The 19352-nt window shown below is 38.9% G+C and carries 17 protein-coding genes; 8 read left to right on the forward strand and 9 right to left on the reverse strand.

Annotation, left to right across the window (positions count from 1 at the left end; all coding sequences use genetic code 11):
* Nucleotides 1-94 precede the first annotated feature (94 nt).
* Entirely contained in the window at nt 95-421 is a 327-nt protein-coding gene (locus EG346_RS20360; RefSeq protein ID WP_073331400.1) for a DMT family transporter, read from the forward strand.
* A 71-nt stretch (nt 422-492) separates the two neighbouring features.
* Here EG346_RS20360 and EG346_RS20365 read toward each other — a convergent pair whose 3' ends face one another.
* From EG346_RS20365 to gpmI, 5 genes are all read right to left on the reverse strand, one after another.
* The gene (locus EG346_RS20365; RefSeq protein WP_123881160.1) at nt 493-1260 is read right to left on the reverse strand and encodes a class I SAM-dependent methyltransferase; all 768 of its coding nucleotides are present in this window, start codon (nt 1258-1260) and stop codon (nt 493-495) included.
* Nucleotides 1260-2069, reverse strand: a complete 810-nt coding sequence (gene map, locus EG346_RS20370; RefSeq protein ID WP_073331408.1) for a type I methionyl aminopeptidase — start codon at nt 2067-2069, stop codon at nt 1260-1262. The genes EG346_RS20365 and map overlap by 1 nt, the downstream gene beginning before the upstream one ends.
* Before the next feature lie 97 nt (nt 2070-2166).
* Nucleotides 2167-2598 carry a BT0820 family HAD-type phosphatase gene (locus tag EG346_RS20375; RefSeq protein ID WP_073331411.1) on the reverse strand — a complete coding sequence of 144 codons (432 nt, stop codon included), beginning with the start codon at nt 2596-2598 and terminating at the stop codon, nt 2167-2169.
* 96 nt (nt 2599-2694) lie between these two features.
* Nucleotides 2695-3675, reverse strand: coding sequence for an acyl-ACP desaturase (locus tag EG346_RS20380; RefSeq protein ID WP_073331414.1), 981 nt, complete (start codon nt 3673-3675; stop codon nt 2695-2697).
* Nucleotides 3676-3825: 150 nt separating this feature from the next.
* Nucleotides 3826-5367, reverse strand: a complete 1542-nt coding sequence (gene gpmI, locus EG346_RS20385; RefSeq protein ID WP_123881162.1) for a 2,3-bisphosphoglycerate-independent phosphoglycerate mutase — start codon at nt 5365-5367, stop codon at nt 3826-3828.
* A 357-nt stretch (nt 5368-5724) separates the two neighbouring features.
* Between gpmI and EG346_RS20390 the strand changes: the two genes are divergently transcribed.
* On the forward strand, nt 5725-6048 hold the full coding sequence (locus EG346_RS20390) for a translation initiation factor (RefSeq protein WP_073331421.1): 324 nt from the start codon (nt 5725-5727) through the stop codon (nt 6046-6048).
* Nucleotides 6049-6050: 2 nt separating this feature from the next.
* Here the strand turns inward: EG346_RS20390 and EG346_RS20395 are convergent, their stop codons facing one another.
* The 3 genes from EG346_RS20395 to EG346_RS20405 all read right to left on the reverse strand — a co-directional run bounded on the left by EG346_RS20395 (nt 6051) and on the right by EG346_RS20405 (nt 11266).
* The gene (locus tag EG346_RS20395) at nt 6051-6950 is read right to left on the reverse strand and encodes a leucine-rich repeat domain-containing protein (protein WP_123881164.1); all 900 of its coding nucleotides are present in this window, start codon (nt 6948-6950) and stop codon (nt 6051-6053) included.
* A 55-nt stretch (nt 6951-7005) separates the two neighbouring features.
* The gene (locus EG346_RS20400; RefSeq protein WP_123881166.1) at nt 7006-9159 is read right to left on the reverse strand and encodes an alkaline phosphatase PhoX; all 2154 of its coding nucleotides are present in this window, start codon (nt 9157-9159) and stop codon (nt 7006-7008) included.
* Nucleotides 9160-9436: 277 nt separating this feature from the next.
* On the reverse strand, nt 9437-11266 hold the full coding sequence (locus EG346_RS20405) for a cytochrome-c peroxidase (RefSeq protein ID WP_123881168.1): 1830 nt from the start codon (nt 11264-11266) through the stop codon (nt 9437-9439).
* Between the two features lie 390 nt (nt 11267-11656).
* Between EG346_RS20405 and EG346_RS20410 the strand changes: the two genes are divergently transcribed.
* Entirely contained in the window at nt 11657-12109 is a 453-nt protein-coding gene (locus EG346_RS20410) for a hypothetical protein (RefSeq protein ID WP_123881170.1), read from the forward strand.
* Between the two features lie 19 nt (nt 12110-12128).
* On the forward strand, nt 12129-12983 hold the full coding sequence (locus tag EG346_RS20415; RefSeq protein ID WP_073331432.1) for a nucleoside phosphorylase: 855 nt from the start codon (nt 12129-12131) through the stop codon (nt 12981-12983).
* Nucleotides 12984-13084: 101 nt separating this feature from the next.
* On the opposite strand, the gene EG346_RS20420 is transcribed toward EG346_RS20415, so the two are convergent.
* The gene (locus tag EG346_RS20420) at nt 13085-13846 is read right to left on the reverse strand and encodes a Rossmann-fold NAD(P)-binding domain-containing protein (RefSeq protein WP_123881172.1); all 762 of its coding nucleotides are present in this window, start codon (nt 13844-13846) and stop codon (nt 13085-13087) included.
* 669 nt (nt 13847-14515) lie between these two features.
* Here EG346_RS20420 and EG346_RS20425 point away from each other — a divergent pair.
* Genes EG346_RS20425 through EG346_RS20440 form a run of 4 tightly spaced genes read left to right on the forward strand, consistent with a single transcriptional unit; the run spans nt 14516 to nt 19350 of the window.
* Nucleotides 14516-16699 carry a type VI secretion system Vgr family protein gene (locus EG346_RS20425; protein WP_123881174.1) on the forward strand — a complete coding sequence of 728 codons (2184 nt, stop codon included), beginning with the start codon at nt 14516-14518 and terminating at the stop codon, nt 16697-16699.
* Nucleotides 16699-17544: a hypothetical protein gene (locus EG346_RS20430; protein WP_123881176.1), complete on the forward strand. Its 846-nt coding sequence runs from the start codon at nt 16699-16701 to the stop codon at nt 17542-17544. Before EG346_RS20425 ends, EG346_RS20430 begins: the two co-directional genes overlap by 1 nt.
* Nucleotides 17525-17797: a hypothetical protein gene (locus EG346_RS20435; RefSeq protein ID WP_076510091.1), complete on the forward strand. Its 273-nt coding sequence runs from the start codon at nt 17525-17527 to the stop codon at nt 17795-17797. Before EG346_RS20430 ends, EG346_RS20435 begins: the two co-directional genes overlap by 20 nt.
* An 11-nt stretch (nt 17798-17808) precedes the next feature.
* On the forward strand, nt 17809-19350 hold the full coding sequence (locus tag EG346_RS20440) for a PAAR-like protein (RefSeq protein WP_073331441.1): 1542 nt from the start codon (nt 17809-17811) through the stop codon (nt 19348-19350).
* The last annotated feature ends 2 nt before the right edge of the window (nt 19351-19352 follow it).

Here is a 19352-nt window from a genome sequence, read left to right on the forward strand (position 1 = left end):
AATTTCCCAACCTTATAAATATTCATTTTTTAACAAATGTAAAATCGTTTCTCCTTTCAAATCCTGAAATTTGCAAAAGAGAAAATTATTAAAAATGAATTGGATTATTTTAATCATCGCCGGATTATTTGAGGTGGCTTTTGCCTCGTGTTTAGGAAAAGCCAAAGAAACGTCCGGTTCTGAGATGTATTACTGGTATGCCGGCTTTCTGGTGACCATGACGATCAGTATGCTGCTGCTGATCAAAGCTACGCAAACCCTACCTATCGGAACGGCTTATGCAGTATGGACAGGAATAGGAGCTGTAGGGACTGCTCTGATGGGAATGTTCTTTTTTAAAGATCCTGTAAGCTTCTGGAGAATATTTTTCATCTCCACTTTGATTGGTTCAGTAGTTGGGCTGAAATCTGTTTCTCACTAAGATCAACAACAATTTCTATCTATAGTAAAACAAACCCGTCTTCGAATCTGCAGACGGGTTTGTTGTTGCTTTTATTTTTTGAAAACTACAGGCAAGATCTCATTTTGTCTCAAACCGTATTTTCTGATTTCTTCTTCTGAAAAATTCTGGGAATAGAAGTTAGGTTCTGTTTCAAAACCAGCTTTCCTTAGTCGGTCAAAATAATCCATTCCGTACCAGCGAACGTGGTCATACTGGCCGAAGTGTTTCTGGCGTTCTTTTGGATCTTTGATGGAAAAATCTTCATACGTTTTCTCCAGCGCATTTCTCATCGGAACCTGAAAAATCCCCCAGCCTCCGGGTCTCATGACTCTGTAAAGTTCGCTTATGGCTTTTGCATCATCTTCTATATGTTCCAGAACATGGTTACAAAAAACAATATCAAAACTTTCATCCGCAAAAGGTAAATCCAGAATATCCGCTTTCACATCCACGATGGGAGAAAAAAGATCTGCGGAAATATAATCCAGATTTTTCATCATTTTAAACTTTCTCAGAAATTCCTGTTCAGGAGCGATATGAAGGACTTTAGCATTTTTAATGAAAAAATCGGTTTCATTTTGAAGATACAACCACATCTGGCGGTGTCTCTCCAAACTCAATGTTCCCGGAGAAAGAGCATTTTCACGCTGCTTTCCATACCCGTAAGGAAGAAATTTCCGGTAGGATTTTCCGTCGATAGGGTCATAAAACTGGTCTCCCTTGAATAACTGGTAAATCAGTGGTCTCGCCCAGATACTCATTTTAATAAGCATCGGACGTGGTAATGTATTGAGTAAAAGTTTAGCTATTTTTTTCATTAAAAATCCAATTGGAATGGCTTCTCTTCATCGCTTACAATGCCTAAAGCTTCGTAAACGTATTTGAAGGTGGAAAGCAATACCGGTTTACCATTAATAACGGCTACATCATGCTCAAAGTGAGCAGAAGGCAGATTATCAAGGGTGGTAACTGTCCAGCCGTCATTATGGAATTTTACTTTTTCAGTCCCCATATTAACCATTGGTTCAATAGCGATCGCCAGACCGTCTTTGATGACCTTTCCGCTTCCCTGTTTTCCGTAATTCGGAACCTGTGGATCTTCATGCATTTTTCTTCCAAGACCGTGTCCCACAAGCTCTTTTACTACGCCATATCCTTCTTTTTCACAATGGGTCTGGATGGCATGAGAAATATCCCCTATCCTTTTTCCTCTTATACACTGTGCAATTCCCTTGTAAAGTGATTCTTTGGTAACCTGCAACAGTTTTTTAACCTCAGGTTTTACTTCACCGATCTCAAATGTATAGGCATGATCTCCTACAAAACCGTTCAGAATAACGCCACAGTCTACCGACAGAACGTCTCCTTCCTGTATAATATCATTATTGGGAAAACCGTGAACTACCTGATCATTTGGAGAAATACATAAAGAATTCGGAAAACCGCCATATCCTAAGAAAGCTGGTTCAGCCCCGTGATCTTTAATAAAATCATGGGCCAGTTGATCAAGATATAAAGTATTAATTCCCGGTTTTATTTCTTTAGCAAGCATTCCCAGTGTTTTAGACACCAGATGTGCACTCTCCTTCATGAGGCGGAGTTCCTCTATTGTTTTTAATTGAATCATTGTATTAATTTACCAATGTATTAATGTACCAGTGTAACAATTTCACTAACGGTTTATTGCTACATTGTTATACTATTAAATTGTTGTATTATATATTTTACCAGAAAAGTCCTTTTTTCTTTTCTTTTTTAAGTTTTGAGTAGGCAAGAACTTCTTTTCCTTCTACACGGAATTCTATTCTGTCCTGGATAATATTGTAAATTTCGCCCCATCCAGGAAATCCCCCTAAATTTCTGTCATCGATGAACCAGTCTGCATCCAGTTTTCTGGATTGATTTTCAGAATCGAAAACTTCTCCTTCAAAGCTGGAATTGATGGCGTAAAATTCAATGCCGTTTTTCTTGCAGAATTCCACTGCTTCATCTAAAGTCTTTCCATGTCTGTACGTCCATAGGATCAACCTGTACCCTTCTGCCTGAAGTCTTCTTAATGTTTCGAAAGCAAAAATTTTCGCTTTTCCAATTGCAGGATAGGCATCATCAACGATCGTTCCGTCGAAATCCACAGCAATTTTTTTATTATTTAACATTGTGTACCATTTTTTAGCTTTGCAAAGATAAGAAATAAAAAGAGTGCCTAAAACGATGGCACTCTTAAGTTTTTATAATTTAATGATAATCTGTTATTAACTCTTCACCCATTTAAACTCGAACTGAAGATCCGGTGTAGAAATCCGGTCTGTAATTTTCTGAAGTCTCGAAGGAAGTTTCATTAAATATTCCTGCGCTTTTTCAGCTTTCTCAGTAAGTCCTTTTACATGTTCAATCTTCCATTCATCCAACAGGTCTGATAAAATATTGATATAATCATTTCCTGTATACACCATACATCTCTGGGCTGCATCTGAGAAATGTCCCCAAAGTTCACCTGCCTTCTGACCAGACTGTCTCATCATGTGAGCAGGCATTACGATCTTCTTACGCATCATATCCTCAAAAGCAAGGATCATTTCTGATGGATCTATTTCTAAAATTTTAGCAACGAAATGCTTATAAGCTTTGGCATGTCTGGCTTCGTCTGCGGCAATAACCCCACACATTTTAGCCAGCTTTCCGTTTCCGGACTGTTTTGCCAATGTTCCTACTCTACGGTGAGAAATGTTGGTAGCCGTTTCCTGGAAACTCGTATAAATAAAGTTTCTGTAAGGATCCATACTTGTACCCAGATCAAAACCGTCATTAATTAAATATTGAGTGGTAACTTCCAGCTCTCTCATGTTCACTCTTCCACACAAATAAAGATATTTGCTTAAAAGATCTCCATGTCTGTTTTCTTCACCGGTCCATGCTCTTATCCAGTTGGCCCAGCCCACTTCATTCTTCTCCTGATCAATTCCGTCTACTCCCATCAACCATGACTCATATGAAGGGAGAGCTTCTTCTGTGATACAGTCTCCGATCAGCGTTACAAAAAGGTCATAAGGCATTTCACGGGCAAAAGTCTGAATTTCTTCAAGATCATATTTAAAATCAGAGCTTGATGGATCCGGAAGATAATCAGAAGGCTGCCAAATCTTTTCAATTGGCGTTAAAAATTTATCCAGAAAAGAACCTACCTCCTTTTCCAATATTCCCATTACTTCTTTTCTAACAAGCTTTTGATACATTTTCTTATATGGATTTAATTTACAAAGATATGATTTATTTATTATTTGTCGCATAATAACATATGCAACCCATACCATGACTGACATAAATCATACAAAAATGCCGCCATCTATACTATAACGGCATTTTTATGACATTATTATTGAATTTTAGCTAACTAAAATATCTCCTGTCATTATTTCCGGAATTTCCACTCCCATTACTTTTAAAATAGTTGGGGCTACATCTCCCAGTTTTCCAGGTTTCAGATTCCATGTATGGTCCTTATCCATTACAATAAATGGCACAAGGTTCGTAGAATGCTGTGTATTTGGGGTACCATCCGGATTGATCATGACATCTGAGTTTCCATGGTCTGCCAGAATGAATACGGCATATCCGTTCTCATAAGCGGCAGTGGCAACTTTTTCAATGCACTGATCTACTGTTTCAGCGGCTTTTACAGCGGCTTCAAAAACGCCGGTATGGCCTACCATATCTGTATTGGCAAAGTTCAGACAGACAAAATCAGCCGTTCCGTTTTCCAGTTCCGGTACGATGACATTCGTGATGTCATAGGCAGACATTTCGGGCTTAAGATCATAAGTAGGAACATCTTTCGGACTTGGACAAAGAAGTCTTCGTTCACCATTGAACTCCTCTTCTCTACCTCCGGAAAAGAAGAAAGTGACGTGAGGGTATTTTTCTGTTTCAGCAATTCTTATCTGCGTCTTACCATTTCTTTCAAGAATTTCTCCCATGGTTTCCTTCAGTACTTCTTCATCAAATACAACCTGTACATTCTGATAGGTCTTATCATAATTGGTTAACGTGATGTAGTGAAGGTTAAGTTTACGCATAAAGAACTCAGGAAAATCTTTCTGGGTAAGAACTTCTGTGATCTCACGTCCTCTGTCGGTACGGAAGTTGAAACAAATGACCACATCACCGTCTATAATTTTGGCTACCGGTACTACATTTCCTGTTTCAGTGGTCTTCACCAGAATAACGGGCTTTAAGAACTCATCGGTTACGTTATTATCATAGGAAGATTTAATAGCATCCAGAGCATCTGTTGTCTGCAGACCTACTCCTTCTACCATGGCATCGTATGCCAGTTTTACACGCTCCCATCTTTTGTCACGGTCCATTGCATAATATCTTCCAATTACCGTTGCAAGCTTACCTACTGTAGTTTCCATGTGACCCTGAAGTTCTTCTATAAATCCAAGTCCTGAATGCGGATCACAGTCTCTTCCGTCTGTAAAGGCATGAACAAAAACATTTTCATGAAGTCCGAACTCCTGAGCGGCAGTTAATAAACCTTTTAAATGATTGATATGTGAGTGTACTCCTCCATTGGAAACCAATCCGATGAAGTGTAGTTTTTTATTTTCTCTTTTAGCATAATCGAAGGCATCCTGGATGATCTGCTGCTGTCCCAAAGTTCCGTTCTCAACGGCCATATTCAGTTTCACAAGATTCTGATAGACCACTCTTCCTGCGCCTAAATTCATGTGTCCAACTTCAGAATTCCCCATTTGTCCTACAGGAAGTCCTACAGCCAGACCACTGGCTTCAAGTGTTGTATGTGGAAATTTTTGATAACAGCTGTCTATAAATGGAGTGTTTGCTTTTTCCAGGGCAGATACCTCTGGATTTGTTCCCAGTCCCCATCCGTCAAGGATTGCTAATATTGCTTTTTTTGACATTTCTATAACTTTTTGTTACACAAATTTACCTAATTTCCGATGAATAGAAGAATTTGAAAGGTTTATTTTAAAAACATTCTGGTAAAAATAGTACATATTATTAGTATAGAATCTACGAATGATTTGCTTTTCTGTTCTCGCGCGGATTTCGCTGATGGGGCAGATTTTTAAATTTTATTCGGTTCGAATGATTCTGGTTATTGGTGGAAATTATTTGTACGCTGTAACTAAGTTTTGTTTTTTTTGCCACAGATTGCAGAGATTTTCACGGATGATTTAGATTGTTGATGTGAATGATTGGTGCTATTTGTGAAAAATTATTTGTGATATTTGTGTTTAAACATTTAATTTTGCTTTATGGATTTACGAGATCAGTTAAAGAACCTTTTTCCTGAACATGAGGAAAAGGATTTTGAAATGCCTAAGGAAGAATTTAAGCAGCAGGAACCATTGGTGTGCAAATTTGAAAAGAAGGGCAGAAACGGAAAGCCTGTAACGATTGTGGAAGGCTGGGAAGGAAGTGAAGATGATTTAAAGAAAATTTCAAAAAAAATAAAAACCACCTTAGGAATAGGCGGTTCAGAGAAAGATGGAACGATCATTATTCAGGGCGATAATCGTGATAAAATAATGAATATCCTTAAAGAAATGGGATATAAAACCAAAAGAGTCGGCGGATAAATCTAGAAATAGATCTGGGTGTCCGGCATCAGGTTTTTTAATCGTTCAATCTTAGTTTTTTCAATTGGATTTCCTGTAAGAATAAGGGTTTTCAGGTTTTTAAGCTGTGCTATTTCTGCAGGAAGATCTTTTAGGTCATTGTTCGCAAGATTCATACTGACGATATTTTTGAGCCCTTTTATTCCGGACGATATTTCTGTAATGTGATTGTCGCTTGCGTTTAAAAATTCAAGATTTTTAGCTTTAAACAAGTTTTCAGGAAGTTTTACAATAGCATTCTGCTGCAATTCCAGATATTTCAATTGTTTAGGAAAAGATAGATTTCCCAGATCATTGATCTGATTTTCAGATAAATTGAGGAATTTTAAATTTTTGATTCTGTCTAACCGGTCCGCAATGATGCTGATCTGGTTTCCCTGAAGGTTAATTTCTTCCAAAGCAGGAATTTCCATTAATGCTTCCGGAAACACATTCAGGTTGTTGGCATCCAAATGAACTGCTTTTAAGTGTTGAAGCAGAGCAACATTCGGATTGATGCTCGTGAGTCCGTTAAGGTTTATTGAAAATGTGTGCAGCTTTTTCAGATTTCCTATTTCATCAGGAATGTATTTTATACTGTTTTCATTAACATTTAAAATCTCCAGTTCAGTAAGGGTAAAAATCTCCTGGTCCATTTTTTCAAGTTTATTTCCCATAATGTTCAGAAAAAACAGAGCATTCAGTTTCGAGATTTGTGGTGGCAGATTAAAAAGCCCTTTTTCCCTGAAACTCATGCTGTAAACAGTCTTCTTACTGCTCAATGCTTCGTCTATATTGGTAAACGTAGGATATTTTACGGGATCGATCTGTGCTTTCGCGTGACAGATCGACAAAATAGAAATCAATAGGACAAGTTTTTTCATAGTGATAAATTTCGGGCGGCGGCTTTGCCGCCGCCCGAAATTGGATATTAATAATTTACTTTTTTAATAATTTCACAGTCTTCTGGAAACCACCTTCTGCTTCGATATTCAGAACCAGAATACGCGATGTTTCCAGCTGGTGAGTGAAATCAAGATCCAATGATCTGTTCACACCGCTGAATCTTTTCGTATAAACAATCTTTCCATCCATGCTGTAGGCGGTTACTGAAATATCTTTCAATCCTTTTGGCGAATTGATTTTAACCATTCCTGAAGTAGGATTCGGAGCGACCTCAACGGTATTTTCTGCATTGTGGCTGTCAACAGTTCCCAAGGCTCCGGCTGTTCCTAAGTTTTGCTTTAAAGCAATAACAATCGTGGCTGATTTTCCTCTGTAGTCGATTGTGTTTCCTGTAGCATCAATATCCGTAGAAATCGTAGAATCAGGATGCTGAATAGAGAAGAAACCAAATTTGTGATCTGGAGTAAATGTCAATCCAGTAGGTTCTGATCCTGCCGGCATAGAAGCGAAAAGTCTCACTTTAGGATTAGCCTGCGTATGATCCGGAGCAATTACCCAGATGTAATTTTTTCCACCATCCTGAAGAACCCAAAGGTTTCCAAGTTCATCAAACGTAAGGTTGTCATTTCCATCACCCCAAGCTTCAGTTTTCATTCCTTGTGGGGTATTGAAAGAATAAGAAGTAGAAGCCCCTCCTACAAAAGTTTCTACCTGAGAAGCTGTTGTTCCGTTATCCTGAAGACGGTATACTTTGTCTAATCCTTTTGCGGTAAAGTAGATCTTTCCGTCCAAAGGACTGATGTCTACGTCTTCTACTCCATTAAATCTTGTTCCTCCTAATGACTGGGCAAGAGCGGTTGTATTATTCTGGTCTGCCTTTACTTTGTTCGGAACCTGAATCCAGGTTGCGGTGGTTCCTACAGGATCCCCGGAAGTACTTAATCCCTGATCAAGTTTTAGCACATAAAGATTTCCTGAAGCCAAGTTGTTCGGTGTATCCATTACATATTTATATACCATGTGAGTTCCACCATCTTCTCCGTAATAGGCTGTGGTTCCTGCATTATTTACCACCACATTTTCGTGATTCATGATTCCCATCTGCCAAAGCTTTCCTTTGGATCCGTCTGTATTTTTGGAAACGACCTGCGCAGTCGCTGGATCAATCTCTACCAGCCATCCGTAATCTTTATAACCATCACTGTTGACATCATTGGAGGTAACAGATTCTTCCGCTGTCACAACAGTTCCCCAAGGCGTAACTCCACCTGAACAGTTTCTGATCGTCTGAACCAAACTTGGATCTGAGAAACTTACTGCTCTTGATCTTGTCAGCTGCCATAGTTTTGTAGAAGAATTGTAAGTAACCTCAGCCATTGTAACACCTCCGGGATTGGTTTCATGGTTTACCGAAAGATATCCGTTGGTACTGCTACCTGTTTTGGGAACATAGGCTGTAAAATCATTCTGACCTCCTACCATTCCACCTCCTTCGGTATAGTTGTCGCCTTCTTTTAAAATAAGCTGATATTTATGCTCTGCCGGAATGATCAGTTTATTGGTTTGGGCAGTAGGAACAATGGAAGTAAAACAACTGATGTGCGTTCCTGTACATGCTGCAGGAGGCGTAACAGTAGTTGTTGTCTTTAAATATGCATCGATTCTGAGGTCTGAGCTGGTTCCGGTTCTGTTGTGAAGTTCCACAGAAAGCCTGTTCGTTCCGTTTACAAATTGAGACTTGGGAATAGAGAAAATATTATAAACACTTTCCGCAGCACCATCAATTGTTGTACTGGAAGGTGTATTGAAAGCAATAGTTCCCGCAGGCATATTATCTCTCACCACCTCAATTCCGTTAAGGTAAACAACAATTCCGTCATCTCTCATCACTCCCAGTTCCATATTATCTGAAAGGGTTGATAAGTCTACCGTAAAATCTTTAGCAAAATATGCTGCGGTAAGACCTGAGCTGATGGTAGTGGTGACAGGGTCTCCATATCCCAGAGGCCCGTTTCCAACTGCCCATGTTGAAATATCAAATGTCTGACCTTTCCATGGATCTGCCAGGGCCTGATTGTTGTCTTTATATCTCCACGACGAGTTTTTGTTGAATAAAAAGGTCTGCGCTTTCACACTAAACCCAGCGGCCATTGCCAGCGCCGCAATTGTAAGTAATTTTTTCTTCATTTTTTATTGATTTATTAGACCCTGCAAAACTATTTTTTTGGTGCTGAACCTCTGTTAATAGGACTTTAAATATAGATCCGGGAATATTAATTAATCTGAAACCTAATGTTAAGGGAATTAAATAATTGTTAAATGATGAATGATACGATCAGTGATAGATAGATAGATAGATAGATCGATCGTACTATACGATTCATCTTTTCAGCAAAACATTGCCTTGAACTTGTCATCTTAAAGACTATTTTTACATTCAAAAACTCTAAACCTTTAACGCTTCTTACTTCGCTTTGCTAATGTCCGTCAGTGAATTCAGGAATGCGATAACCTGTTTGATCTCCGTTTTTGTCAATTCCAGTTTGTCCGGTGGCAAGGTTTGGTTTTTCATCTTTAGCCCCAGACCTTCTCCTCCACCTTCATTGTAAAAATCCATTACTTCTTCCAGCGTGTTGAAAGCTCCGTTATGGAAATAAGGCTTTGTAAGGGCAATATTTCTTACCGTAACCGTTTTGAAGGAGTAATCATAGATCCATGATTTTTCTTTTTTCACAGGACTGTTGGCTCTCCCAAGATCGGAATCTAATTCTACAGGAAGCTGGCTGACAGGTTTCTTCGTTATTCCTAAAACTTCAGATTCATTTTCATTAAAAAACGGAGGTACCAAACCTGAGAAATGAGGGGCAAAATGGCATGTGGCACAGTTGGCTTTGCCCATAAATAAATTATAGCCTTTCTTAACATCATCTGAAACATCTTTCTCATTTCTCATAAAACGGTCAAAATCACTATCAAAAGAATACAGGGAAGCTACATAAGAGCTAAGGGCTTTGGAAAAATTTTCTTTGTTTATTTTGCCATCTCCAAAAGCTGTACGAAAGGCTTTTTTATACTCAGGTTTTGTTTTTAATTTTTTGATGATGTCTTCATAGCTGGTATTGAACTCATCATTATTGTAGATCACATGTTCAGCCTGCTGTTCCAGGTAAAAAGCACGAAGGTCATAGAAAAATCTTTTGGCAAAGACTGCATTATAAAGAGAGGGTGAATTCCTTAGTACTGTTTTTCCCTCCACATTGCTCGGCGATTTTGCTTTAAGATCCGTAAAAGCATTTTCCTGAAGATGGCAGGCTGCACAACTCACTTTACCGTTTTGACTTAAATTCTGATCATAGAAAATAGATTTTCCGAGATTCCGGAGATCTTCATTATCTTCCGGAGATTTGAGCAGAGTATAAAAATAAGGATCTAGAAAATCACTGCTGAATAGATTCTTACTCTTTATATTCCAGCCGGAAAACTCTTTAAGATCATCTTCTCTTCCGTCCCACTTTCCGAATTCTTCATACAAAGGCTGAATATATTTTTTATAAAATTCAATTCTGTCAAAAGTTTCAAAATCTTTATTGGTTGCAAGATAACTTATCCCTTTAGTAAGAATCTGATTGGCTTTCTGCACATTATAGTTTTTAAAATAGGTATCGCTGTTGAGGTATTTTTTAATTCCTGTAAACGCATGTCCGGCTTCCTCAGAACTATTCAGGGAACCGGGTGTGTCAAAACCTGTTACTCCAAGAGTGTAGATTCTTATTAACTCGACTCTTAGAGGCAGTGTCTTGTTATTTCCGCGGCTTAAACCATTCTTTACAGCACTCAGGTAAAAACTTGAATAGGAATTGTACAGAAAGTCTGTAATAGTCTTGATCTTTTCTTTTTCGTCTCCGGCCTCATCTGAAAATATCAGTTCATCTAAAACCTGAAGTCCCTCCGGTGGCAAAGTGTAAGAGGACGTTCCTGCTGCTTCTATATGAAAAAGCGGAGCCGCATTAAGATGGGTTTTTGTAAATTCCGGATAATGGTAAGCAATATAGAATTCGACTTCTTTAAATGAATTTCTCGTAGTGCTTAGGGAATTTCTGAGTTCTTCAACAGTAATCTTATCTTCTGAGAATTGGTAGACGTCTGATTTCAGCTGTTCAAGCCTGTTTTTAAAATCGGACAACCCTTTATTGACAAAAGTATTTTCATTTTCTCCTCCTTTATCAATGGGGTTAAAAGACATGACAGCAAAACCTATCAACACAATCACAGCTAGCAACGGATACAATCTCATGAATTTTTAGCGGCAAAAGTAGCGTTCCCATGTTATGTTAAGTTTAAGGCCAGATTAAAAAATGTTTATATTTTACAGTAAAATAGAGGCTGGAACTTATTTTCGACGGGAATTTATTGAAGTCAACGTAAAATTTGATAAAACGAGCTCTGAAAGAAGAAAAAATCCCGTGACCAGCTCTGCTTTTGGCTTCCATCATTTTCAACGACGATCTTCATGCTGTCATCCATAACAATTAGAAATATTTTTATTAATTTTAAACCCCGAAATCAAATTCATTCTACTTAAAAAGGACTGACTTCTTCATGCCGGTTTAAAAAATGATGACGAAAGATATTGGGAGAGGATTTTTTTTAACATCAATTTCAGCAGATTAAACAAAATATTAATATGAAAACAAAAGTATTATTTGCTTTTGCGGCAGGTTTTCTTTCCATCTGTGCCTATTCGCAGAAAAAAGAAATGGCTGTATATGCAGAAAAGAAAGGTAATGATTATTACCTGATACGGCTTGAACAGGATCAACCAATCCCCAACGTTTACGTCTATTCCAACGGAGTGACAAAACCCTATAAAAAATATACAGATCTGAAAGACGTTGTAATGGACTTTCCGGGTATGATGGATTCCAACAATTCCACGAAAGAAGAAATGGTTTCTGTCCTTAAAAAAGGAGACAAGTTTTACGAAATCACCACCCAGAGGAAAGATCCTAAAAACTTCGAAAAGACGATGATTACGGTCTATGAAATATTTCAGGGACAAAAAAGAATTATAGAAGAATATGACACCATCTATGAATTGGCCGGGTCACCTTATAAAGACGCTATTTTCATTAATTAAACAACAAAAAATATAAGTTATGCTAAATAAACTTGCTGCCTCAGAACTGGTTCTGAATGATGACGGAAGTGTATACCACTTAAATCTTCTGCCTGAAGATATTGCTGATAAGATCATCCTTGTGGGAGATCCGGACAGAGTGGCAAAAGTTTCAAAATATTTTGATAAAGTAGACATCAAAAAAAATAAAAGAGAATTCTACACTCACACCGGAACATTGCGTGGAGAAAGAATTACCGTAATGTCTACAGGTATCGGAACCGAAAACATCGATATTGTCATGAACGAGCTTGATGCTTTGGTCAATATCGATCTTAAAAATAAAGAATTTAAAACAGAACATAAGGCACTTGAATTGTTCCGTATGGGAACCTGTGGAAGTGTTAACCCTGACGTTCAGGTTGATAATATGCTGGTCACCCAGAATGTTGTGGGTCTTGACGGACTGATGCATTTCTATCAGGACTATAGCTTTGAAAACGAATTTTCAAAAAACTTCATGGAGAAATTCCCTTACGCAAAGATCAAGCCGATGCTTTACTTCTCAGACTGGGCAGAAGAAATGGGAGAATACTATAAAGATGCCAAATACCACGGAAATACAGCTACTTTCCCGGGATTCTATGCTCCTCAGGGAAGAGAACTTCGTTTAAAAGCATTTGATGATAAGTTTCTGGAAACATTGAATGATCTTGGAGTAACTAATTTTGAGATGGAAACCTCAGCGATCTACGCACTTTCAAAACTGTTGGGACATAAAGCTATTACGGTAAACAACGTTATTGCGAACAGAAGACGAGGAGAATTCTCCGCAGACCATCATGCTTCCGAGAAAAACCTGATCGATTGGGTATTGGACAGAATCATTAAATAAAAAATTTAACCCCAACCTTACAGCTTTTAAAAATTTATAAGGTTGGGGTTTAAAAAAGAGACGATAGATGATTCCTGAAAATTGATTCACCCCATCGATTTTCATGAATGAAATTCCCGCGGATCCGGATGTTTAAATCCAAAATTTAATTCTGAAATTAATTTTGTGGGCAGTATTATTTTGCCCTCACCTACTGATTCATCAGGAGACGGCAGATTTTTCTGAGCGTTGATCACCTGGGCTTTCGACGGATGCTGTGGAGCAGTCACATTATAGAGTTTCCCTTCTGATCCTGTTTCGATCATTTTTTCAATGACGCCCGAAATATCTTCATAATGAATATGATTTACCGGAGCCTGCAGATTTGAAATGTTGTAATTTTTAAGAAGCCTGTTATCTCCCATCAGCCCGGACAACCTCAAAATATTAACCTGCGGATATCTGTTTCTGATCATTCTCTCTCCCGGAACCTCATCAGAAGAAAGACTTTCTTCGCTGTATTCTCCGGCCATATCCGGATAGACACCTGTAGAGCTCATCACAAATATTTGTCCATCAAAATCACCGATAAACGAAAATAAATGCTGTACTCTATTGTACAATGAACTTGCGCAGCAGTTTTTTCCTGAAAGTGGAATGGTAATGATCAGAACATCTATATCCTTAATCTCTTTCCATTGCGCGATTTCTTCTTCTAACTGAAAATCAGGAAAACTTGCCAGGGAGGCATTGAATCCTTTTGCAGAAAGATCCTCCACTTTATCTTTTGTAGTTGCAGTAGTATATATTTGATATTGTCCCGACATCGAAGCGGCGATCCTGGATCCCAGCCAGCCGAAACCTATAATTCCAATTCTCTTCATAAATTTCAATTGTATGTTCTAATTTTCCTTCTACTATTGATCTTGAGAACCAAAGTAAATTGTTAACAAAATTAAATGAATTTACAGGGTTCACAATAATTTTATTTTTCTGACCTTCATTTTTATTAAATTAAGATCAAGAATTGGAAGATACAGGAATAAAAATCTGGCTAATATTTCTTACGACAATAACCTTTCTCCCGAATCAGCTTCCTCATTTTAATCTTTCAGCCCAATTAAAGTTTAAACTATCATACACTTTCTATACACGAAGATGAATGAATACCTTATTTTCTGTCTCATTTTAAACCTAACAAGTGTTAGTAGTAGAAGTACGACAAAAAGTAAAATAGTCTTTCAATTTTTTCTGATTAGGATCACAGCTTCTTATATTTGTTTCACATCGATGTGATTTTAACACCAATATTACAAACTGTATTTCAGGATGTTAAATCAACAAAAACAAAATGTTAATTATATCTTAAAATATATACAGAAAGGGATTTACCGATAAATAATGCAAAAAAAAGAAGGTTAAATTACTTACAAAAGAGATTCAATACTGACTTCAAACAGAAAGTATTTCCATCTGAAGTGAGTGATAAAAAAAGGATACAGACCGGTTAATAAGGCGAATGTTTACCTACACTAATCAGAAAAAAATATGTTATGTTTCAGGACAATCAATCATCCAAAAACCAGATTTCAAAATCTAAAAAAAATCTGGAAAGTATAGACCCTACAGACCTGGCCAGGGAAACTGTAAAAAAGGCTGATACAATAAAAAAAACAGCACAGACCGTCGGACAGACAGCTTCCTATGCTGATAATTTCATGAATAAAGTTGCCCAGAATAATACAGCACTGGTTTCAGAAAATAAAATCTGGACGGAACAACCTACCTCCAAAATCCACAATGCAAGCTCTATTCCCACAAGCGAACTTTTAGGCATCAATCGTGTTGTCAAGCTGGAAATCATTATTGAAGGCAAAATCATCAAGCATTTCAAGCATTTTAAACTGACTCAGAGTGCTGTTAAGCATCATGAATTCAATTTAACGCTTGCCCATGATACTCTGGGAGACGCAGAAAATCACAATCTTGAGCAGGCCCAGAATTTTCTAGGGAAGAGATTGACTGTAGTCTTTAAATATAAAGATGTAGAAGAAAGTCCGGAAAGAAACTTTGTAGGGGTCATTACAGAAGTAGGATTCAGTCAGGACAAAGGCAGTCTTGGAAATATTGTCCTTACGGGAAACAGCCCTACTTTGCTCCTGGATGCAGCACCGCATATCCAGAGTTTTGGAGGCAAACAGGAGATCAGCCTGAACAGTATTGCAGACTGGGTCATCAAAGAAGGCCTTGGTTCCAATAAATTCGATTTCAGAGTAGATTCCCAGCATGGCAATGTTTCCTACAGCTCGCAGTATGAAGAAACCCATTACAACTATCTCGCAAGAATTGCAGAAGCCTATGGCGAACAGTTTTATTATGATGGCGAAGTTCTTCATTTCGGAAAATTGCCACCACAGGAAAAACCTGTACAGCTGGTGTATGGAAGCAGCGTTCATGATATTAAAATTAAAATGAAAGCGCAGCATGTCAATCCAAGCTTTTACGGCTACAACAGCAGTAAAAATGAAAAACTCACGACAGGAAGTTCAAAAATAAACCATTCATCAGATATTGCGAAAAGGGCTTATGAAATATCCCAAAAGACATTTACCACACCTTCTTTAAGGATTGCCCCAATCAAGGCATCCACCTTTATGGATATCGATGCCTCACAGAAAGGGACAGCAGGAAGTAAGGCGGTGAATGTATTTATCACTTCGGGAACAACCAGCGTTCCATTCTTATACCCGGGATGTACCGCAGATGTAGAAATGCGAAAGTCTGAAACCAATCAGACGGCTTATTTCACCAAGCTTATGATTACGGAGGTGAGTCACGAGGTGGATGGAAGAGGCTATTATACTGGGAACTTTGAAGCCATCGCCGCAGATACAGGATTTATGCCCCGTCCTGAATTTGAAATGCCAAAAGCAGATCCTCAGTTTGCTAAAGTTATTTCAAATACCGATCCTTTAAATCAGGGTCGTGTACAGGTTCAGTTTGACTGGCAAAACGGACCGGATACTACAGAATTTATCCGGGTCATGACTCCTGATGCAGGCGGAAGCGATAAAGTAAGTAAAAACCGTGGTTTTATGGCTATTCCTGAAGTTGGAGATCAGGTAGTTGTCAATTTTGTACACCAGCATCCGGACCGGCCCTTTGTAATGGGAGGAATGTTTCATGGTGGAGTTGGCGGTGGCGGCGGACAAAACAATAACGTTAAAAGTTTAAGCAGCCGAAGCGGTAATAAACTGGAATTAGATGACGGTGCAGGATCTGTATTCCTGACCGATCAGGGAGGAGCGAATATGAAGTTTGACGGAGCAGGAAATGCAACAACCAACGCCAATAATAATAAAACAGTCACAGTAGGAAATAATAACACGGTCAATGTGGGCAGCGTAAGTGCCATTAACGTAGGCGGAAAAGAAGGTGGAGGGGCTAATTCTATGCTTAAAATGGACAGTTCCGGAAACATCACGCTGGAATGTGACACTACCATCACCATTAAAACAGGGAGCAGTTCCATCACCATGACCACAGGAGGAGATATTACAATAGAAGGACTGAATGTGAAAGTTGTTGGTAAAACGACAACCGAGCTTGGAAAAGCCGCTGCCAATCCAGGAATTAAGATCGATAGTGATATTAATATCAATGCAGCAAAAATTAATACTTCATCTTCAGGACCTACCAATATCAAAGGGGCAGATGTAGAAATCAATAAAGGATAATGATGCAGACTACTAAAGAAAACAGAGGAGAACATCGAAAATATACTTTTCTCAGAGAAGAAAGGTATCAGTTTCAGGGGCTCAGAAATGAAAACTTTATTGAAGCTGAACTCAAGGTCACCTTAACTTCTCTAGATTATGAAAAGCCTGTTTTTACAGTTGAAATACCATTTTATAAACAATCCAATAAAGAGGGAATGTACAAATGGATCGGAGACCTGCATCAGCTTAGAGAAAAGATTGTCTGCACTCTGAATGAAAACGGACAGCTTGGAACGATTATCAACCTGGATGATATCCGGAACAAATGGAAAGAATTAAAGCCCAAAATAAATCTAAGACACAGGAATGAACACTATCGTGAGATTTTTATTAAGGGTGTAGAAGAACTTTTGGAAGATGGTGAACGCCTTGCGCAAGCCTTACGCTTTGCAATGCCTTACCAGCTGCTTTTCCCCGGCATTCATTTCAGGGAGTTTAAAAAGAATGAGATCACTAAAGGATATCGTGAACTTCCCAACTTTATTGCCGCTAAAAGTGTTCCTATTACTACAGAAGAGAGAATTTCAAAATTGGAAGACGGAAGATACCAGATCGATGTGAAAGGAAGTATTGATGAAAACAATTTTGCACAGGATAAAGTAACGGCGATGATCCGTATTTTAAAGAATCGTCCCCGGGTTCCAACTCTCCTGCAGCTTAATTACATAGAACGTTATCTTCTGGAAGAATGGCCCTGGTCTGAACAAAGCATGTGTATGAGCCTGGCGCAGATTCCCGGCACATTGTATCGTGAGGAAAAAAACATCTTAAAAGCGATAGCTCATGACCATTCCCTTGCTTGATATTGTATTCCAGAACGACCGGTATTATCTTCTTTTTGATGATGAGAGGATTCTGGAGACTTCGGTTTCCAAAGAATGGTACCTGTATGCGGACGGAGACTACGTATGCTCTATCGAGAATTGTAAAGTTTCGGAACTATTGAAAGTTCCGGGTAAGATTTTTCTGGAAACCCGGGAAAACCTTAATCAACTGGAAAATAGTTTCAGAAGATTGAAAAATGTAATGCTAAGCTCAGATAAAATTAACCTCTAAACCATCGCATTATGGCAAAAAAATACGTACCCGAAGGTGCTTTTTTAGCTTGCGACAAAGGAACAAGCCCCTCTACCCTGCGGGTAAGCAACAATAAAAACACCACCATATACAGTGTTCCTATGGCATCGGAACTGGATTTCCTTCCTTTTTTCAATATTAAACCTATGGGACTTTGCACCAACCCTTTGAAATGGGCAACAGGCGCTTCCTGCTTACCCACCATTGTTACAGGATGGCAGGAACCAAAAGATGGGGTAAAGATCAATGGCAGCCGCATGCTGTTGGAAGATTCTTTTTGTAATTGTATATTTGGTGGAAAGATCAATATCTTTTTTGACAGAGCTGCTGCTGTATCCTATGGCGTTGGAGAAGGAAAAATGCCTTCCGACTATATCAAGGAAGGATTTGACTGGATTGCCGAGCAAAACAAAAAAAACCGTGACATGCGTGATCAGATGCTTCCGGACTGGATGAAACCGGTAACAGGTGTAGGAGATTGGTTCAATGACCTGGGGGCTGGGCTGGTAGAAGGAGCTGTAAACGGTGTCGTGGGGCTAGGCGAAACACTTTATCAGGTGGGTCAGGACCCTGTGGGTACTGCTGAAGCATTGGGTGGAATGGTAAGTGATGGATGGAATGCAGCTACCGAAGGTGTTGGAAATGCCTGGGACTGGGCCAGCAAGGGAGACAACTGGAGCAATGCGGCAGAAGGAGCCTGGAACTGGGCCAGTGACGGACAAAACTGGGCAGATGCCGGAAGCGCCGCCTGGGAAGGAACCAAAGATGCTGCAAGCTGGGTTGCTGAAAACCCGAGAACCATAGGTACTACTGTTGGGGAATTTATTCCTGATGCCGCTGCTGCTGTTTATACCGGGGGAACCTCATTGGCTGCTACAGCCGGAAAGACCGTTTTAAAAGAAGGAGCTGAGGCAGTGGTAGAAAAAACAGTTAAAGAAACTGTAGGGGAAGCTGTAGAACAAGGTGTGAAAAAAGGTGCAGATGATGTGGCAGAAGCAGGAGCCAAAAGAGGGATTGCAGAGACCATGGAACAGCTCGCCAAAAAAGAGGGGGGAAATATTGCTAAGGTTACAGATGGAAGTATAGATGAAATAGCTGAACAAGTAGTAAAAAAACCTACATATAGAATTGGAGAAAGTGATGGTGGTCCTGGAACGTGGGAAAATAGACACTCCCCCCAAAAGGGAGCAGACTATCAGAAAAAAACTACTGGGGCACCAGATAATACAGAATATGTAGTCAAAACCGACAAAATGAAAAGTGGAGAGAAAAAATTTGACGGATATGATCCTGAAACAAATACTCTTCAAGATTCTAAAGATTGGGATAAATGGCCACCTAAAGGAGATAGCGACTGGGCCAGAAGGAGAAGACAGCAAATGTTAGATTCTGCCAGAAAAGATGCTGAAATTGCTCAAGAAGCAGGCTCAAAACTTGAATGGCATGTTCCTACCCAAGCAAAAGCAGATGAACTAGCAGACTTATTTGACGATGCTAATATAGATATTGATGTTATTGTTGTACCAAAATAAAT

Source organism: Chryseobacterium carnipullorum, from assembly GCF_003815695.1.
Taxonomy (GTDB): domain Bacteria; phylum Bacteroidota; class Bacteroidia; order Flavobacteriales; family Weeksellaceae; genus Chryseobacterium; species Chryseobacterium carnipullorum.

What these genes read in the sequence shown, in the direction of transcription:
- map (WP_073331408.1), bottom strand. Translation starts at nt 2,069, where the DNA reads ATGATTCAATTAAAAACAATAGAGGAACTCCGCCTCATGAAGGAGAGT.
- EG346_RS20405 (WP_123881168.1), bottom strand. Translation starts at nt 11,266, where the DNA reads ATGAGATTGTATCCGTTGCTAGCTGTGATTGTGTTGATAGGTTTTGCT.
- EG346_RS20415 (WP_073331432.1), top strand. Translation starts at nt 12,129, where the DNA reads ATGCTAAATAAACTTGCTGCCTCAGAACTGGTTCTGAATGATGACGGA.
- EG346_RS20375 (WP_073331411.1), bottom strand. Translation starts at nt 2,598, where the DNA reads ATGTTAAATAATAAAAAAATTGCTGTGGATTTCGACGGAACGATCGTT.
- gpmI (WP_123881162.1), bottom strand. Translation starts at nt 5,367, where the DNA reads ATGTCAAAAAAAGCAATATTAGCAATCCTTGACGGATGGGGACTGGGA.
- EG346_RS20430 (WP_123881176.1), top strand. Translation starts at nt 16,699, where the DNA reads ATGATGCAGACTACTAAAGAAAACAGAGGAGAACATCGAAAATATACT.
- EG346_RS20380 (WP_073331414.1), bottom strand. Translation starts at nt 3,675, where the DNA reads ATGTATCAAAAGCTTGTTAGAAAAGAAGTAATGGGAATATTGGAAAAG.
- EG346_RS20440 (WP_073331441.1), top strand. Translation starts at nt 17,809, where the DNA reads ATGGCAAAAAAATACGTACCCGAAGGTGCTTTTTTAGCTTGCGACAAA.
- EG346_RS20365 (WP_123881160.1), bottom strand. Translation starts at nt 1,260, where the DNA reads ATGAAAAAAATAGCTAAACTTTTACTCAATACATTACCACGTCCGATG.
- EG346_RS20420 (WP_123881172.1), bottom strand. Translation starts at nt 13,846, where the DNA reads ATGAAGAGAATTGGAATTATAGGTTTCGGCTGGCTGGGATCCAGGATC.
- EG346_RS20390 (WP_073331421.1), top strand. Translation starts at nt 5,725, where the DNA reads ATGGATTTACGAGATCAGTTAAAGAACCTTTTTCCTGAACATGAGGAA.
- EG346_RS20400 (WP_123881166.1), bottom strand. Translation starts at nt 9,159, where the DNA reads ATGAAGAAAAAATTACTTACAATTGCGGCGCTGGCAATGGCCGCTGGG.
- EG346_RS20435 (WP_076510091.1), top strand. Translation starts at nt 17,525, where the DNA reads ATGACCATTCCCTTGCTTGATATTGTATTCCAGAACGACCGGTATTAT.
- EG346_RS20425 (WP_123881174.1), top strand. Translation starts at nt 14,516, where the DNA reads ATGTTTCAGGACAATCAATCATCCAAAAACCAGATTTCAAAATCTAAA.
- EG346_RS20360 (WP_073331400.1), top strand. Translation starts at nt 95, where the DNA reads ATGAATTGGATTATTTTAATCATCGCCGGATTATTTGAGGTGGCTTTT.
- EG346_RS20395 (WP_123881164.1), bottom strand. Translation starts at nt 6,950, where the DNA reads ATGAAAAAACTTGTCCTATTGATTTCTATTTTGTCGATCTGTCACGCG.
- EG346_RS20410 (WP_123881170.1), top strand. Translation starts at nt 11,657, where the DNA reads ATGAAAACAAAAGTATTATTTGCTTTTGCGGCAGGTTTTCTTTCCATC.